General features: G+C 51.9%; 17 protein-coding genes. 13 read left to right on the forward strand and 4 right to left on the reverse strand.

The window, feature by feature from the left end:
* Nucleotides 1–133: 133 nt before the first annotated feature.
* The 6 genes from AR688_RS13640 (at nt 134) to AR688_RS13665 (ending at nt 7,075) form a co-directional block, all read left to right on the forward strand.
* On the forward strand, nt 134–1,630 hold the full coding sequence (locus AR688_RS13640) for a CoA-acylating methylmalonate-semialdehyde dehydrogenase (protein ID WP_068234844.1): 1,497 nt from the start codon (nt 134–136) through the stop codon (nt 1,628–1,630).
* Nucleotides 1,631–1,897: 267 nt separating this feature from the next.
* Entirely contained in the window at nt 1,898–3,055 is a 1,158-nt protein-coding gene (locus AR688_RS13645; protein ID WP_068234845.1) for an acyl-CoA dehydrogenase family protein, read from the forward strand.
* A 176-nt stretch (nt 3,056–3,231) separates the two neighbouring features.
* Nucleotides 3,232–4,005, forward strand: a complete 774-nt coding sequence (locus AR688_RS13650; protein WP_068234858.1) for an enoyl-CoA hydratase — start codon at nt 3,232–3,234, stop codon at nt 4,003–4,005.
* Nucleotides 4,005–5,147 carry an enoyl-CoA hydratase/isomerase family protein gene (locus AR688_RS13655; protein WP_068234864.1) on the forward strand — a complete coding sequence of 381 codons (1,143 nt, stop codon included), beginning with the start codon at nt 4,005–4,007 and terminating at the stop codon, nt 5,145–5,147. Before AR688_RS13650 ends, AR688_RS13655 begins: the two co-directional genes overlap by 1 nt.
* 12 nt (nt 5,148–5,159) lie before the next feature.
* Nucleotides 5,160–6,050 (forward strand): 3-hydroxyisobutyrate dehydrogenase, encoded by an 891-nt coding sequence (gene mmsB / locus AR688_RS13660; RefSeq protein WP_068234877.1) that lies wholly within the window; start codon nt 5,160–5,162, stop codon nt 6,048–6,050.
* A gap of 233 nt (nt 6,051–6,283) precedes the next feature.
* Nucleotides 6,284–7,075 (forward strand): SDR family oxidoreductase, encoded by a 792-nt coding sequence (locus AR688_RS13665; protein ID WP_231732071.1) that lies wholly within the window; start codon nt 6,284–6,286, stop codon nt 7,073–7,075.
* A 51-nt stretch (nt 7,076–7,126) separates the two neighbouring features.
* Here AR688_RS13665 and AR688_RS13670 read toward each other — a convergent pair whose 3' ends face one another.
* Nucleotides 7,127–8,032, reverse strand: coding sequence for an EamA family transporter (locus tag AR688_RS13670; RefSeq protein WP_068234895.1), 906 nt, complete (start codon nt 8,030–8,032; stop codon nt 7,127–7,129).
* Between the two features lie 188 nt (nt 8,033–8,220).
* Between AR688_RS13670 and AR688_RS13675 the strand changes: the two genes are divergently transcribed.
* The 7 genes from AR688_RS13675 (at nt 8,221) to AR688_RS13705 (ending at nt 11,172) form a co-directional block, all read left to right on the forward strand.
* Entirely contained in the window at nt 8,221–8,457 is a 237-nt protein-coding gene (locus AR688_RS13675) for a ribbon-helix-helix domain-containing protein (protein WP_068234906.1), read from the forward strand.
* On the forward strand, nt 8,450–8,740 hold the full coding sequence (locus AR688_RS13680) for a type II toxin-antitoxin system RelE/ParE family toxin (protein WP_068234913.1): 291 nt from the start codon (nt 8,450–8,452) through the stop codon (nt 8,738–8,740). The genes AR688_RS13675 and AR688_RS13680 overlap by 8 nt, the downstream gene beginning before the upstream one ends.
* A 74-nt stretch (nt 8,741–8,814) precedes the next feature.
* On the forward strand, nt 8,815–9,243 hold the full coding sequence (locus AR688_RS13685; RefSeq protein ID WP_068234917.1) for a nuclear transport factor 2 family protein: 429 nt from the start codon (nt 8,815–8,817) through the stop codon (nt 9,241–9,243).
* Nucleotides 9,244–9,279: 36 nt separating this feature from the next.
* Nucleotides 9,280–9,594, forward strand: a complete 315-nt coding sequence (locus AR688_RS13690; RefSeq protein WP_068234920.1) for a YciI-like protein — start codon at nt 9,280–9,282, stop codon at nt 9,592–9,594.
* The gene (locus AR688_RS13695; protein WP_068234923.1) at nt 9,594–10,010 is read left to right on the forward strand and encodes a DUF1801 domain-containing protein; all 417 of its coding nucleotides are present in this window, start codon (nt 9,594–9,596) and stop codon (nt 10,008–10,010) included. The genes AR688_RS13690 and AR688_RS13695 overlap by 1 nt, the downstream gene beginning before the upstream one ends.
* Nucleotides 10,011–10,092: 82 nt before the next feature.
* Nucleotides 10,093–10,479 (forward strand): DUF1294 domain-containing protein, encoded by a 387-nt coding sequence (locus AR688_RS13700; protein ID WP_068234926.1) that lies wholly within the window; start codon nt 10,093–10,095, stop codon nt 10,477–10,479.
* A gap of 210 nt (nt 10,480–10,689) precedes the next feature.
* A complete protein-coding gene (locus AR688_RS13705) occupies nt 10,690–11,172 on the forward strand; it encodes a PRC-barrel domain-containing protein (RefSeq protein ID WP_068234932.1) in 483 nt (160 codons plus the stop codon).
* Between the two features lie 248 nt (nt 11,173–11,420).
* Here AR688_RS13705 and AR688_RS13710 read toward each other — a convergent pair whose 3' ends face one another.
* The 3 genes from AR688_RS13710 to AR688_RS13720 all read right to left on the reverse strand — a co-directional run bounded on the left by AR688_RS13710 (nt 11,421) and on the right by AR688_RS13720 (nt 15,501).
* Nucleotides 11,421–12,365 carry a hypothetical protein gene (locus AR688_RS13710; RefSeq protein ID WP_068234935.1) on the reverse strand — a complete coding sequence of 315 codons (945 nt, stop codon included), beginning with the start codon at nt 12,363–12,365 and terminating at the stop codon, nt 11,421–11,423.
* Nucleotides 12,366–12,397: 32 nt separating this feature from the next.
* Nucleotides 12,398–13,018: a hypothetical protein gene (locus tag AR688_RS13715; RefSeq protein WP_068234938.1), complete on the reverse strand. Its 621-nt coding sequence runs from the start codon at nt 13,016–13,018 to the stop codon at nt 12,398–12,400.
* A gap of 62 nt (nt 13,019–13,080) precedes the next feature.
* Nucleotides 13,081–15,501: a catalase gene (locus AR688_RS13720; protein ID WP_082694780.1), complete on the reverse strand. Its 2,421-nt coding sequence runs from the start codon at nt 15,499–15,501 to the stop codon at nt 13,081–13,083.
* Nucleotides 15,502–15,625 lie beyond the last annotated feature (124 nt).

Genomic DNA, 15,625 nt, shown 5'->3' on the forward strand with positions numbered 1-15,625 from the left:
GGAGAGCCGAACGGGCGAGCGTTTAGTTCGCCTGAAAGCGAAACGATGAAAGAATACATTAACTGTCGGCTACTTTAGATAATTACATAGATATAAACGCCGGCAGTACACCCAAACAATCGGGAGAAGCAACATGACACAACAGGTTAAGCATTTTATCGACGGCGAGTTCGTCACCCCTACAGGTGACAAACTGATCCCCGTTACCAACCCGGCAACACAAGAAGTGATTGCTCAGGTGGCATGTGCCACATCGGCAGAAATGGAACACGCTATCGAGTCGGCTAAAGCGGCTTTTTTAACGTGGAAAGAAGTACCGGTATCGGAACGCGCCCGTTTAATGATGCGCTTTGCGCACTTGTTAAAAGAGCACCAGGGCGAGATTGCCGACATTATCTGCCGCGAATTAGGTAAAACGGTAGAAGACGCCAAAGGCGATGTCTGGCGTGGTATCGAGGTAGTTGAGCAGGCGGCAAATATTCCGTCATTAATGATGGGCGAAACGGTAGAAAACGTGGCGCGCAGCATCGACACCTACAGCTACATTCAGCCGCTGGGTGTTTGTGCCGGTATTACACCGTTTAACTTCCCGGCGATGATCCCACTGTGGATGTTCCCGATGGCGATTGCCTGTGGTAATACTTTTATTTTGAAACCGTCTGAGCAAGACCCAATGACGGTAAACAAAATTGCCGAGCTGTTTGTTAAAGCCGGTGCGCCAAAAGGCGTATTACAAGTGGTGCATGGCGCCAAAGAGCAGGTTGATGCCATACTGCATCACCCTGATATCAAAGCCATTTCTTTTGTCGGTTCAGTCAACGTCGGCCAGTATATTTACAAAACCGGTACCGACAATTTAAAACGCGTACAGGCTTTTGCCGGTGCGAAAAACCATATGGTTATTATGCCGGATGCCAATAAGCAGCAGGTGGTTAATGCCTTGGTGGGTGCTTCTGTTGGCGCCGCCGGTCAGCGTTGTATGGCAATTTCTGTTGCCGTTTTCGTTGGTGCCGCAGCCGATTGGATCCCCGAAGTGGCCGCTGCCATTGGCAAAGTACGCCCGGGTGTATACACGGACCCTGGCGCTGCTTACGGCCCGCAAATCAGCCCACAGGCGCGTGCCCGGGTATTATCGTTAATTGAGCAGGGTAAGAAAGAAGGCGCCACCTGTGTGCTGGATGGCTCAGACTGCAAAGTAGAAGGTTACCCGAACGGTAACTGGGTAGGCCCAACGGTGTTTAGCAACGTCACCACCGAGATGGAAATTTATAAGCAGGAAATTTTCGGCCCGGTATTAACTACCATGCAGGTTGGCTCGTTGGCTGAAGCATTAAAAGTGGTGAACGACAGCCCGTACGGTAACGGTACTTCAATCTTTACCGCCAGCGGCGCAGCAGCACGTAAGTATCAGCATGAAGTGGAAGTAGGCCAGGTGGGTATTAACATTCCTATTCCGGTGCCACTGCCGTTTTTCTCCTTCACCGGCTGGAAAGGCTCGTTCTATGGCGACCAGCATGCTTATGGTAAGCAGGCGGTACGTTTCTATACCGAGACGAAAACCATTACAGCGCGCTGGTTTGACGACGATATTCCGGTTTCCGGCCCGAATATGTCGATTAATTTACGTTAAGTCAGATTAAAGTGTATTTGTAGTGCGGCGCTTCCACCGTAACAACACGCAGACCCGCGAATTTCTCCCAAATTTGCTCTTGATCGTCTGCTTAGCTGTTCCGGTTCCGCCCGCCTGCAAGTCCTGAGTAAATTACCAATCGGAACAAGCGCAGCGTAAGGGGAATTAATTAGCGAGCGATCAAAAGTGAGGCTGGGAGAGCCGAACGGGCGAGCGTTTAAATCCCCTGAAAGCGCAGCGATTGGTTAAGCGGTAAGGTCCAAACAGATGAATTTCAATTTAACAGAAGACCAACAAGCCTTTGTCGATGTGGCCAAACAGTTTGCCGAACAAGAACTGGCGCCATATGCAGCGCAGTGGGATCGTGAGCATCACTTCCCCAAAGACGTGATCCAAAAAGCCGGTGAGCTGGGCTTTTGCTCGCTGTATACGCCGGAAGAAGACGGCGGCATGGGTTTATCGCGCTTAGACTCCTCCATTATTTTCGAACAGCTGTCGATGGGCTGTACCGCCACTACCGCCATGCTGACTATCCATAATATGGCCAGCTGGATGATCGCCAACTGGGGTACCGGTGATGCCAAGGCAGAATGGATGGAGCATTTAGTTACCGGCCAGAAACTGGCGTCTTACTGCTTAACGGAGCCGGGCTCCGGCTCTGACGCGGCAGGCCTGCGCACCAGTGCGAAAAAAGATGGCAACGAATATGTGCTGAACGGCTCGAAGATGTTTATCTCCGGCGCCGGTGAAACTGAAGTATTAGTAGTTATGGCGCGTACCGGCGAAGCCGGCCCGAAAGGCATTTCGGCCTTTATTGTGCCGGCTGATGCTAAAGGCGTAATTTACGGCAAAGCCGAAGAGAAAATGGGCTGGAATGCCCAGCCAACCCGGCTTATTACTTTTGAAGATGTGCGCATTCCGGCGCATTACCTATTGGGTAATGAAGGCGAAGGCTTTGGCTTTGCGATGAAAGGCTTAGACGGCGGCCGGATTAATATTGCCACCTGTTCTATTGGTACTGCGCAGCAGGCGCTGAATACCGCGCGCAACTATATGTTAGAGCGCCAGCAGTTTGGTAAGCCATTGGCGGCATTTCAGGCGCTGCAGTTTAAACTGGCCGATATGGCCACTGAGTTAGTGGCTGCAAGGCAGTTAGTACGCTTAGCGGCGTTTAAGCTGGACCAAAAAGATGGTGAAGCCACCGCTTATTGTGCCATGGCCAAGCGGTTTGCTACCGATGTGGGTTTTCAGGTGTGCGACCAGGCGCTGCAGCTGCACGGCGGTTATGGCTATATTAAAGAATACCCGCTGGAGCGACATTTCCGTGATGTGCGTGTACACCAGATTTTGGAAGGCACCAACGAAATTATGCGGCTGATTATCGGCCGGCGTTTACTGGATGAAGCTGCAGGCGATATTCTGTAACCACTTTTTGTAATGATGAGCAAAATCATCAGGAGGAACCGCCTTGTCCACAGCGACACGCCGTAAACCGTCCATGGGGCTCGATTCCGGCCATCCATGGCCTCCAACGGTCGCTTTAGAACAAGGCTAATCCTCCTTCTTGCCTGAGTGCGTTCGGGCAATAAAAGGAGACAACTATGGCTCAATTAAAACTGGAAAAGCGTGGTCACACGGCGCTTATCACTATGTCTAACCCGCCGGCCAACACCTGGACCCGTGATACCTTAACCCAGCTGCGCGACGCGGTTAAAAGCCTGGATCAGGATAAAAATATCTATGCCTTAGTCATCACTGGTGAGGGCGATAAATTTTTCTCTGCCGGCGCTGATTTAAAGCTGTTTGCCGATGGCGATAAAGCCATTGCCAGCGATATGGCGCGTATCTTCGGCGAAGCCTTTGAAACCTTAAGCGCCTTTAGCGGCGTGTCTATTGCCGCCATTAACGGCTATGCCATGGGCGGCGGTTTAGAAGTAGCACTGGCCTGTGATATCCGTATTGCTGAGCAACAGGCGCAGATGGCACTGCCGGAGGCCAAGGTTGGCTTACTGCCCTGCGCCGGTGGTACCCAGAACCTGGCCTGGCTGGTAGGTGAGGGCTGGGCCAAACGCATGATCTTATGCGGCGAGCGTTTAGGTGCTGAAAAAGCGCTGCAAATTGGTTTAGTTGAAGAAGTGGTCGCCACCGGTATGGCGCTGGAAAGTGCACTGGCGATGGCTGATAAAGTAGCCGAACAAAGCCCGTCATCGGTTACTGCCTGTAAAAAGCTTATTCAGCAAGGCCGCAGCGGCACTATGCAAAGTGCGCTGTCGCTGGAGCGTGAGTTGTTTGTCGGCCTGTTTGATACCAAGGATCAGGTAGAAGGTGTGCAGGCGTTTTTAGACAAACGCAAAGCCAATTGGGTGAATGGCTAATGAGCGGCGCAAACGAGGTAGTGCTGTATCAAGAGCTGAGCGCACAAAACGGCAAAAAAATCGGTGTTGCCACGCTTAACTCAGAAAAATCGCTGAATGCCCTTAGTTTGCCAATGGTGGAGTCGTTACTGCCTAAGCTTCAGGCCTGGCAGGCAGACAACAGCATCAGCATGGTATTGCTGCAGGGCGCTGGCGATAAGGCCTTTTGTGCCGGTGGTGATATCCGCGATTTATATAAAGCCATGCTGGATAAGCCAGGTACTTATGCGCCGTACGTGGAAGAGTTTTTCACCAAAGAATATACGCTGGATTATCTCATTCACACCTTTGGCAAGCCGGTGCTGGTGTGGGGCAATGGCATAGTGATGGGCGGCGGTTTAGGCTTAATGGCCGGTGCCTCGCATCGCGTGGTTACTGCAACCAGCCGTATTGCGATGCCGGAAATGGCGATAGGTTTGTATCCGGATGTCGGTGCCAGCTGGTTTTTAAATCGTATGCCAGCCGGTTGTGGCCTGTTTTTGGGTTTAACCGGTGCTTCTATTAACGCTGCCGACGCCAAGTTTATTGGTCTGGCTGATAACTTTTTACTGCATGAGCGTAAAGCCGCGCTGCTGGAAAAGCTACTGGCAGTAAAGTGGGGTGATACCGTTGCCCTGAATCATCAAAAGCTCAGCGATGTGCTGCGTAGCGAAGAAGACCAGTGCCGCACCCAGATGCCGCTGAGTAATATCCGGCCACATCAGGGCGGCATTGAAACACTGGCGAACCTGGAGAGTTTGCCTGCTGTTATTGCCAGCGTTAACGCCATGCAAGGCGAGGACAAATGGCTGCAAAAAGCCAAAGAGTCGCTGGCCTATGGCAGCCCCATTACTGCGCATATCGTATTTGAGCTGTTAAAGCTGGGCCAAAGCAAAATTCTGGCTGACAGCTTCCGACTGGAGTTGGGCTTAAGTGTGCAGTGCGGCAAGCTGGGTGAATTTACCGAAGGTGTGCGCGCGCTGTTAATGGATAAAGATTTACAACCTAAGTGGCAATACAAAACGGTGAGCGACGTGCCGCAAAGCGTCATTGATGAGCTGTTTCGCTCGCCGTGGAGTGCTAACGAGCACCCGCTGCGCGAACTGGGTCAACCGGATAACTGATTAGGAGCAAACATGGCTAAGGTTGCATTTATAGGGTTAGGCAATATGGGTGGCCCTATGGCCATTAATCTGGTTAAGGCCGGACACGCAGTTACTGCCTTTGATTTATCGGCAGCAGCGCTGGCGCAAGTAAAAGCCGAAGGCGCAGCCGTTGCTGCTACAGCTGCAGAGGCCGTAACAGGCGCGGAGTTTGTTATCTCTATGCTGCCGGCCGGTAAGCATGTCATCGGTTTATATTTAGGTGAACAGGGCATTGCCGGCAATATCAGCAAAGAAGCGCTGGTAATTGACTGCTCCACCATAGATGCCGACAGCGCGCGTAAGGTCGGTGCTGGTTTAGCTGCACAAGGCATTGCCTTTATCGATGCGCCGGTTTCCGGTGGTGTGGGCGGCGCCAAAGCCGGTACCTTAACCTTTATTGTTGGCGGTGAAGCGGCGCATTTTGAGCGCGCTAAAACTGTGCTTGGCAATATGGGTAAAAACCTGTTTCACGCCGGTGCGGTGGGCGCAGGCCAGGTCGCCAAGATCTGCAACAATATGTTGCTAAGTATCCTGATGGTCGGCACCTCAGAAGCGCTGCAAATGGGCGTCGATAACGGCCTGGATCCGAAGGTGCTGTCAGACATTATGCTGAAAAGCTCAGGCCGTAACTGGACGTTAGAACTGTATAACCCATGCCCGGACGTAATGCCCAATGTACCATCATCCAATGGTTATCAGGGCGGCTTTATGGTTGATTTGATGGCAAAAGATTTAGGCCTGGCGCTGGAAGCGGCATTGCAAAGCCAAAGCAGCACGCCAATGGGCGCACTGGCACGCAGCCTGTACGTGGCGCACCAGCGGGCCGGCAATGGCAAGCTGGATTTTTCCAGTATTTTTAAGCTGTTTGCTAAAGCCAATTAATTTGAAATAACACGCAAGTACTCCGAATATTTTCTCCGGGACACGCCGTAAATACGTCCCTGTAGGCTCGTGTTTTTCCTCCCTGAAAAACACGGTCCCGGCAGAAAAATTCTACGTACTTGCTCATATCACAGTATTAAGCGAGTACGGATGTACTTTTTTCAGCGACCGTTGGAGGCCATGGATGGCCGGAATCGAGCCCCAAGGATGGTTTATGGCGTGTCGCAGAAAAAATGTACGCAGTAATCTCGATGTCGGAGAGCGAAATGAACCTGCAAAATAAAACCATCGTCATCACTGGCGGGGCACAAGGCCTGGGCCTGGAAATGGCTCGCATGTGCGCGGCAGAAGGTGCCAAACTGGCGTTAATTGATATGAATGCCGATCAGCTGGCGGCCGCCAAAGCTGAGCTGGGTGCTACAACTACAGTGCATACCTACATTGCTAACGTTGCTAATGAACAACAGGTAGAAACTACTTTTGCTCAAATTGACAGCGATTTTAACGGCATTGACGGCCTGATCAACAACGCCGGTATTTTGCGTGATGGTTTGCTGTTGAAATACAAAGACGGCGAGCTGCAAAGCAAGATGTCACTGGCGCAGTTCCAGTCGGTTATCGATGTAAACCTTACCGGCGTGTTTCTTTGTGGCCGTGAAGCGGCAGCTGCCATGGTAAAACGCGGCACTAAGGGCGTGATCATTAATATGTCCAGCGTTGCCCGTGCCGGCAATATGGGCCAGACTAACTACGCAGCGTCGAAAGCGGGTGTAGTAGCGATGACAGTAACCTGGGCGCGCGAGCTGGGCCGTTTTGGTATCCGCGTGAGCGCCATCGCACCTGGCGTTATCCGCACGGCGATGACCGATGCAATGAAACCTGAAGCACGCGACCGGTTGGAGAAAATGAAACCGGTAGGGCGCTTAGGCGAAGCCAGCGAAATTGCCCACACCGCGAAATACATTTTTGAAAACGATTTTTTCACCGGTCGGGTAGTGGAAATTGACGGCGGCATTAGCATGTAAGCTGCTTTTCTTATCAGAATGAAAAAAGGCGCCGCGGCGCCTTTTTTCTGCTCAGTTGCTAACTTTAAGCTTTGCTTGGGCAGAGGCTGGCACTATAACAGTGGTGCGCTGCCCCAGCCACACCCCAAGTAATACCAGCGCCATACCGGCACTTTGCAGCAGCGTTAGTTTTTGTTGCAGCACCAGTGCGCCCAGTACGGTAGCACTTAGCGGGCTAAGCAGGCTAAGTGTAGTTACGGCCGCCGCCGGCATTTTCATTACCCCGCGCAGCCAAAACACATAGGTTAAGCCGGTGCCAATTAAGCCCAGCCAGAGATAGCCGAAAACGTTAGCCAGGCTAAGTTGGGCTGGCAAGGTTTCAAACAGCAGAGCCAGCGGTAATAAAAACAGGCCACCGGCCGTTAGCTGCCAACTGGTTAATACCATAGCGCTGGCTGGCGGCAGCCATTTTTTTGTCAGTAAAGTACCGCAAGCCATGGCGAAGGCACCTGCAGCCGCAGCAGCTACACCGATAAAGTCCAGTTTCGCGGCCGGCCCCAACACCAACATAGCTACGCCGGCTAAACCACACAGGGCGGCAATCCAGCTTAGCATGCTGGTTCTGGCATTTAGCACCGCCCAGCCCAGCAGTACTACTACCAAAGGTTGAATGGCACCAACCGTTGCTGCCACGCCACCGGGTAAACGATAGGCGGCCACAAACAGCAGCGCCTGAAAGATGCCGATATTCAGTATGCCCAACAGAAAAATTTTGCCCCACCAGCCTTTAGCCGGCAGCTGGCGCAGACACAGCAGCATGAGTAAGCCAACCGGCAATGTGCGCAGCGTAGCAGATAATAGTGGTACATCGGGCGGCAGAAACTCTGTGGTAACCAGATAAGTGCTGCCCCAAATTAATGGTGCTGCAGCGGTTAAACAAATATCAAACCAGCGGGCTTGCGGTAAGGCTGAACTCATTGAACAACTCCTGAAATAATCGGATTAAGAAGAACTAAGCTAAGTGTTTGTTGCAAAACGCAGGCACTGTAAAAGCTCAACTTAACTTAAGGTCAATAGTTTTATATAACCGCACTTAAAAAATTGCACACCGGTTAGACGTGGTGTATTTTTGATGCAGTTATGCACCAAATGCAAAGGTGAGTGTTATGACCCGTCAGAGTATTACCCTGAGCCAGCCAAATGACGAATGGCTGCAACAACAGGTGAGTGAAGGCGCTGAGTACAGCAGCAAAAGCGAGCTGATTAACGAGCTTATCCGCAATGCCCGCCGTGCAGAAGCAATTAACCAGAGGCTGGCTTTGGCTGAGCAAAGCGGTTTTACCAGCCAAAGTGCAGAAGATATGTTGCAGGAGTTTAAGCAAGGCTTAGCTAAGCATGTATGAGGTGCGGCTGTCTAATCTGGCGAAAGAAGATTTGCGGCGCATTTATTACTATGGAGCAGAGCGTTTTGGCCAACAGCAGGCGGATCATTACTTTTATGCGTTTTTCAGCATGTTTGAACAAATTGCAAATAATCCATTTTTGTATCAATCGGTAGATCATATCAGGCCAGGCTATCGCCGCTGCCTCTGTGGTGTTGACAGTATTTATTATCGCATCGACGGTAATACGGTAGATATTATGGCAATACTTGGCTCGCAGGATGTGCCCCCCTGGTTACCTTAGCGGATATATTGTGTGCTAGCTTAGCCAATAACAAAAACGAACAACAATAAACAATAAACAACAGGGAACCCATAATGAAAACCAGCCTCCTAATTACCACACTACTATTAACACCAATGCTTGCCCTGGCCGATGACAAAGCCGAACTTACTGCACAGCTAAGCGAATTTTTGGACGGCGCCAGCCGCAACGATGCGGCTATTCACAATAAATACTGGGCTGAAGAGCTTATTTACACCAGCTCCGGCGGCACCCGCTTTGGCAAGGCTGAGCTGATGCGAGGCGTAACCAGCCGCGGCATGTTAAAAGCAGACGAAATTGATACGGTGTATAGCAGCGAAGATGTGCGCATTATGCAGTACGGCGATACCGCAGTGGTTGCCTTTATATTGGTGGGTAAATCAGTCAGCGAAACCAAGCGCTATTTAAACAGCGGTACTTTCGTGCGTAAAAACGGCCAATGGCAGGCAATAAATTGGCAAGCCACGATTAAAGCGGAATAACCCAAACGCACGGGACTGCCGGCTAACGGAGATGTTGTGAAACACTTTGTATTGATATATGACACTGCGCCAGATTATCTGCAACGGCGAGCTGAATTTCGTTCTGCTCATCTGGCACTGGCTTGGCAGGCCGCCGGGCGCGCGGAGTTACTGCTGGGCGGTGCTGTGGGTGAGCCGGCAGACAGCGCACTGCTGTTGTTTCGCTGTGAATCAGCCGATATTCCGGCTGCTTTTGCTAAAGCCGATCCTTATGTAGTAAACGGCCTGGTAACCCGCTGGCAGGTTAAGCCCTGGCATACCGTAGTGGGCGAGGAAGCAGCTAACCCGGTAAAGGCAGAGGGCACAAGCTGATGGCAGAGACAAAAACCAAAGCAACCAACGCCAGTGTAGCGGAGTATATCGCCAGCCGCGCCAGTGCACTGCAACTTGAGGATTGCCACCAGCTAATAACACTGTTGAGTGAAGTTACCGGGCAGCCAGCAACTATGTGGGGGCCAAGCATCGTCGGTTTTGGCCGCTACCGTTACACCTACGATAGCGGCCATAGCGGTGAAGCTCCGCTTGCGGGGTTTGCTATTCGCGGCCGTGATATTGTTATTTACCTGCTGGCCGAAAGCGGCGAGCAAGAGCAATTACTGCAACAACTGGGCAAACACAAAATGGGCAAAGCCTGTTTGTATATTAAACGCCTGGCTGATCTGGATACGGTGGTGTTAAAGCAGCTTGTGGTTAACTCTGTAGCAGAATTACAGCGGCGTTATGGTTAGGTTTTACGACAGTGATGAAAGAAGCTGTACTAAGCTACCCCCGAGGAATTGGGCATTATTTGCTGGTTAACACGGAGCTGTAATGCGCGCAAAAGGAAAAATTATCCGTTGGCCGCTGCTATTTGTAGCTGTTTTTAGCGCAGCGCTTGTAGTCGCGTTCGCTTTGGAAAGGTTACCGCTATACATTATTGCTGCTTACGCTGTTATTAGTCTGTTTACCTTTATCAGCTACTGGCTGGATAAGCGCAAGGCTCAGGCTGGCCTCTGGCGCATACCGGAAGCTAATTTGCAGTTGTTATCACTAATCGGAGGCTGGCCCGGTGCTTTGCTGGCGCAAAGCTATTTACGGCATAAATCAAAAAAGCGTGCCTTTCTTACTGTGTTCTGGCTTACCGTGCTGCTTAATCTGGCCGCGCTTAGCTGGTTAGTCGGGCAGGGCGGCCAACTATTTTGGGCACTTGCTCTGTAGTCCTTACTGTGATCTCCTAAGTGCGCTAGCGAACCGACTGCGCGGCTTTTGCGGCGTAGTTTAAAGGTTCATCCTGAATTCCATATCTCGTGGCGATTCAGCCCTTTTCCGGCACTTATCTAGTAATGATGCTGGCGAAGAAAAGCTGTGATGAAGCGGTTATACCGGACATTGTGTCCGGTTAACACATTCAATTCGACGGAGATTTATATGAAAAAGCTAAATTCGTTAGTTTTTTATGCACTGGTTACACCTGTTATCGCCTTAGGTGCAGGCTCTGTACTGGCACAGCAAACCACAGATAAGACGACTACACAAACTGACCAAAATAAACAGCGCACTATGCAGCCTGACGCTGATCGCAAAAACGCTTATGGCCAGTCAAAGCAGAAGCAGGATTATCTTAGCTCTGTGCCGGCTAATGGCTCGCATGCCAGCCACCTGATTGGTGCTGATGTTCAAACCGCTAATAATGAAGATATAGGTGATGTAAGCGATCTGATTATTGGCGGCGATGGCCAGGTGATGGCTATTGTTGTTAGTGTTGGTGGCTTCCTTGGTATGGGCGAGAAAGACGTCGCCATTGGCTGGGATCACGTAACCAGATCAGGCACTGCTGATGATCTGGAATTGCGGGTTGAAGTGACCCGTGATGAATTAAAAGCGGCACCGAAGTTTGAAAAACGGGACTAAATTCTGCCAGTAGCACACTCAGGCAGGAATAAATAAACGGCAGGGGCGCAAGCCTCTGCCGTTTTCTTTATGGTGCGGTTAAAAAACCTTTACCGGTTAGCACTATCAGCACTGTACCGGTAAAGAAGAGCTCGCCTGCTAAGTCGCTAAAAGAGCAGTGCGATGATGATAACGATGGGGATCGGCACCCCGAGAACCCACAATAATATTGAACGCATAACAACCTCCTTTAAATAGCCGGGTACAAGTTAAGCATCGCGCTGACGTCCGCCAAACACTGCCATCAGGCTAGCCGTGAAAGCGCCAATTAGCAGGGCGATAAACATCCAAAGCGCGGCGTAGGCCGAGGCTTTACGGGCGGTATCGGCAGCCTCACGGGTGGCCGTTTCTGCTTCTTTTAACGTTGTCTGTACTTGTGTAAAGCCCTCTGACACGCGCTGCTGAGCATCTTGTTGGCTGATACTGGTGCGCTGCGCGATAAGCTCAGCGATATAGCGCTCGTCTTGCTGCGGTAAGGTGCCGCTGCGTAGCGCCTGCATAACAATCCGCATCACTTCGCCAGCGGGGATCTGCATTGCATCAGCAGACTGTTCGCTGCGTTGTAATGAGTTTGCATCAGCACGAAATAACGAATCGACAAAGTACTCGATGGTATTACTGCCTTCGCCAGAGCTGGTTTCCCCTGCGGCCATTGTCGTCGCTGAAGCAGCTACCGTTGTGGCAGCAGCACCGGCAACGGCGGCACCGGCTTTAACACCGCTGCTGACAAGAGTGCCCGCTACTGATGTCAGCACTATTACCGTTAGCAATGACGCCACTGCCCAGGTAAGAAAGCCGTGTGCTGTATCGCGAAAGTACACTTCATCAGTGTGCACAGCTGTCCATTTGGTGCGTAGCCGGCCGGCCAGATAGCCACCGATACCGGAGGCCGCCAGCTGGGTAAAGCTTAGCCAGGCAATAGCGGCAAAACCGAGAGTTGCAACGCTAAAGCCTTCCATGCGCCAGGGGGATACTGCCGAGAAGCCCAGGCCGGTGCCAAGAATAACCAGTAACAACGACAGTGCTGCCGCGCCAACTGCCCCGGCAAAGATGGCTGCCCAGGACACAGCGCTGCCGCCACCGGGTGTGTCAACAACACCCGGTGTAATACTGCGCGCTGCCACGGTATTTGATGCTGTATTAATTTGAGACATAAGGTTCTCCACTTCTGTAAGGTAACGTAAGGTTAAGGCGCAGATTTGAGCATGTCATCGCGGGCATTTTCTGCCCGCGCAGCGCCGATGGCAGATTCAACTTTCTTTACTTCCTCAGGCGGAGGCAAAACAGCCGGTAAACCCAGCGACTCAAGCCATAATTCGCGCAGGAAGCCCTTGGTGTGATACAGGTGATGATCTTCTTCCTGCTCTACAGCGTCGAACGCGGTTTTAAGCGCTGCGGTATCGTCGCCCTGGCCGTGCTGTGCCAGATGGCCAATCAACTCCCAGTTCAGATGATCTTTGGTTTCAGCCAGCACTACGCACTCGCCGGCTACCAGTTGTGCCGCCGCTGCATCGCCCTTCGCTTTTGCCATTTCCATTGCCGCAACCAGTGACGCGCCGATATGCGCGACGACTTCCCGCCCCGGAGTCATCGTGTCCGGCTCCAGGCTCAGCTGTTCGAACACTGTTAGCAGCTGTTGCTCGTGGCTGCGGGTTTGCTCCAGATACTCTTGCCACTCTGTTTTTAAATCTTTGTTTTGCACACAGGACAACGCAGTTTGGTATATTTTGATACCGCCACGTTCAGTCTCCAGTGCCTGATATAGCAACTCGTGCAGTTGCTGCTTAATGTAAGGTGTCTTTTTCATAAGTTGCTCCGTTATCACGTTGTTTAAACAGGGGTAGGCTGCGCATAAGCTATCGCGTTGCCTCATTTGCCTATTGTTTCGCTATCGCGTGCCGGATGGCGATGCGCCGCAACGGCTTTAATAAAGTCTGCGGTTATAGCTGCGGCGTCGGCACTTTCTGACAGCAAGACACCGGTGTTCTGGTCCGTTAAAAGTTCTATGCCTGCCATATCCAGCAGCTCTTGCCCGGCGCCTAATGCCAACAGTGCTTTGCCGTGGCGAAATACATCTTTTACAAATGCCATGGTATCTATGTTGTCTGCCAGTGCCTGCACAGCGTCGCTACCATCGGGTAGCACCAATGCATCAAACAGTACTGAGGGCGCATTCTCCATCGACTTATTGGCGGCTATTTTTTCGCCCCCGGCGCCAGTGAAAATACCTACTCTTGGCCCAACGAAATGCACCACGGCGCCGGCATCGGTCAGCGCGGTATTAATTGCAACAAGTGAGGCATGGTGCACGCCATTTTCAACCAACACGGCTATCTGGCGGCTGCGGATGCCGCATTCGCCTGGCAGTGCCATCAGCGAGAGTGCCGGTGAAACCCTTACCTCCGGTGTTTGTGGTTCGGTAACGGTTTTAGGCATAGCTTCGGGCAGCGGCATACCTAAGCCTGCTGCAACCTTTGCCGCCAGTTCCTGCGATACGTTTACCAAAGAAGACAGCATTCGCTCACGTATAGCAGGCACCTCTACTTTGCTTAACTCAAAGCGAAAGGCGTCAGCAATATGTTGCTGCTCAACAGGCGTTTGGCTGGCGAAGAACAGCGTGGCCTGAGCATAGTGCTCGGCGAACTTTTCTGGCTTGCCGCGCACTTTGTCATCGCTAACGAGGTTTTGACTGCTGTTGCCCTCACTAACGGCATCAGGGAAAGATACAAAACCTTTGGCGCCGGCCTGAAACGGGCAGCCACCGGCCAGGGAGTTTGGCTCATAGGCTACGCGGCCACGGTTTATTGCCTGGCGATGCATACCGTCGCGCTGGTTGTTTTGTACCTGGGCAACCGGCGTGTTAATTGGGATTTCGTGGAAATTAGGCCCACCGAGGCGGCTAATTTGCGTATCGACATAAGAGTGCAGCCGGCCAGCCAGCAGTGGGTCGTTGGAAAAATCAATGCCGGGGATAACATGCGCCGTACAAAATGCAACTTGCTCGGTTTCAGCAAAAAAATTGTCCGGATTACGGTTAAGTACCATGCGGCCAAATGGTATCAACGGCACCAGCTCTTCGGGTATCAGCTTGGTGGAATCCAGCACATCAAAGCTAAAGCCTTCAGCCTGTGCTTCACTGAATATTTGTAGCCCCAGCTCCCACTGCGGAAACTCGCCGGATTCGATGGCTTCCCATAAATCACGGCGGTGAAAATCGGGATCGGCACCGGAGATCTTTACCGCTTCATCCCACACCAGAGAGTGAGTACCCTGTAGCGGCTTCCAGTGAAATTTACAAAATACTGACTGGCCCTGCTCATTAACCAGGCGGAAAGTATGCACGCCAAAGCCCTGCATCATCCGGTAACTGCGCGGAATGCCGCGGTCGGACATTACCCACATCAGCATATGCGTCGATTCCGGCATTAACGACACAAAATCCCAGAAAGTGTCATGCGCCGACGCCGCTTGAGGCATGCCGTGGTGTGGTTCGGGCTTAACGGCGTGCACCAGATCAGGAAACTTCATCGCATCCTGAATAAAAAATACCGGTATATTGTTGCCCACCAGATCCCAGTTGCCTTCGTCGGTATAAAACTTTACCGCAAAGCCGCGGGCGTCGCGTGCGGTGTCTTTTGAGCCGCGCTCACCGGCCACGGTAGAAAAGCGCACAAATACCGGCGTTATCTTGCCTTTTTCACTAAATGGCGCGGCGCGGGTGTATTTGCTTTGGGCATCGTAGGCTTCAAAATAGCCATGTGCGGCTGAGCCACGGGCATGTACCACCCGCTCGGGGATGCGCTCGTGATCAAAATGGGTGATTTTTTCCCGCAGAATAAAATCTTCCAACAATGAGGGCCCTCGCAAACCGGCTTTCAAGCTGTTTTGGTTATCGCCAACGGCAACACCCTGATTAGTGGTTAATGGCTGAGCACTGGCATCTACCCGCACCCGGTCAAGCGGCGCAACTGTCGGGTTAGCGCCGGGTTGCGCTGCGCTACCGGTTTTGGCGGTGGCGTTTTGCTCGGTGTGGGTGCTGGCGGTTAACTCAGGCGAAGCAGGCTCTGCCGTCACACCAGATGGCGGCGTTACGGCGTTGTCTGCTCCGTGTTCAAGCGGTTTGTTGCTGTTGTGGGGTATTGCCGCAACCAAAGCATTGCAGGCCTCAGCTTGCCGGGTAGCAACGTAGTTAGTTTTTAATACGCCATTATCGCCGGGTTTGGCCTTGGCCGATTTATCGCTTTTGCTGCTCAGTTGCGATGGTGCAGCTGGTTTGTTGTTTGTAGCCATTTTTAATCACCTTTTTTTGCCAACGCGTTTAATAACGAACGGCTAATGCGCTGAAATGAGGAATGTGGACAATCGGGCTGGTGCCCGAACCGCTGGCCTCTACTGATTTTGCGGGCAGTGAATA

Origin of the sequence: Rheinheimera sp. EpRS3, from assembly GCF_001513785.1 — a bacterium.
In the GTDB taxonomy this organism is placed as follows: Bacteria; Pseudomonadota; Gammaproteobacteria; order Enterobacterales; family Alteromonadaceae; genus Alishewanella.

Coding starts and splice junctions, on each gene's coding strand:
- AR688_RS13640 (WP_068234844.1), top strand. CDS start 134: ATGACACAACAGGTTAAGCATTTTATCGACGGCGAGTTCGTCACCCCT.
- AR688_RS13645 (WP_068234845.1), top strand. CDS start 1,898: ATGAATTTCAATTTAACAGAAGACCAACAAGCCTTTGTCGATGTGGCC.
- AR688_RS13650 (WP_068234858.1), top strand. CDS start 3,232: ATGGCTCAATTAAAACTGGAAAAGCGTGGTCACACGGCGCTTATCACT.
- AR688_RS13655 (WP_068234864.1), top strand. CDS start 4,005: ATGAGCGGCGCAAACGAGGTAGTGCTGTATCAAGAGCTGAGCGCACAA.
- mmsB (WP_068234877.1), top strand. CDS start 5,160: ATGGCTAAGGTTGCATTTATAGGGTTAGGCAATATGGGTGGCCCTATG.
- AR688_RS13665 (WP_231732071.1), top strand. CDS start 6,284: ATGTACGCAGTAATCTCGATGTCGGAGAGCGAAATGAACCTGCAAAAT.
- AR688_RS13670 (WP_068234895.1), bottom strand. CDS start 8,032: ATGAGTTCAGCCTTACCGCAAGCCCGCTGGTTTGATATTTGTTTAACC.
- AR688_RS13675 (WP_068234906.1), top strand. CDS start 8,221: ATGACCCGTCAGAGTATTACCCTGAGCCAGCCAAATGACGAATGGCTG.
- AR688_RS13680 (WP_068234913.1), top strand. CDS start 8,450: ATGTATGAGGTGCGGCTGTCTAATCTGGCGAAAGAAGATTTGCGGCGC.
- AR688_RS13685 (WP_068234917.1), top strand. CDS start 8,815: ATGAAAACCAGCCTCCTAATTACCACACTACTATTAACACCAATGCTT.
- AR688_RS13695 (WP_068234923.1), top strand. CDS start 9,594: ATGGCAGAGACAAAAACCAAAGCAACCAACGCCAGTGTAGCGGAGTAT.
- AR688_RS13700 (WP_068234926.1), top strand. CDS start 10,093: ATGCGCGCAAAAGGAAAAATTATCCGTTGGCCGCTGCTATTTGTAGCT.
- AR688_RS13705 (WP_068234932.1), top strand. CDS start 10,690: ATGAAAAAGCTAAATTCGTTAGTTTTTTATGCACTGGTTACACCTGTT.
- AR688_RS13710 (WP_068234935.1), bottom strand. CDS start 12,365: ATGTCTCAAATTAATACAGCATCAAATACCGTGGCAGCGCGCAGTATT.
- AR688_RS13715 (WP_068234938.1), bottom strand. CDS start 13,018: ATGAAAAAGACACCTTACATTAAGCAGCAACTGCACGAGTTGCTATAT.
- AR688_RS13720 (WP_082694780.1), bottom strand. CDS start 15,501: ATGGCTACAAACAACAAACCAGCTGCACCATCGCAACTGAGCAGCAAA.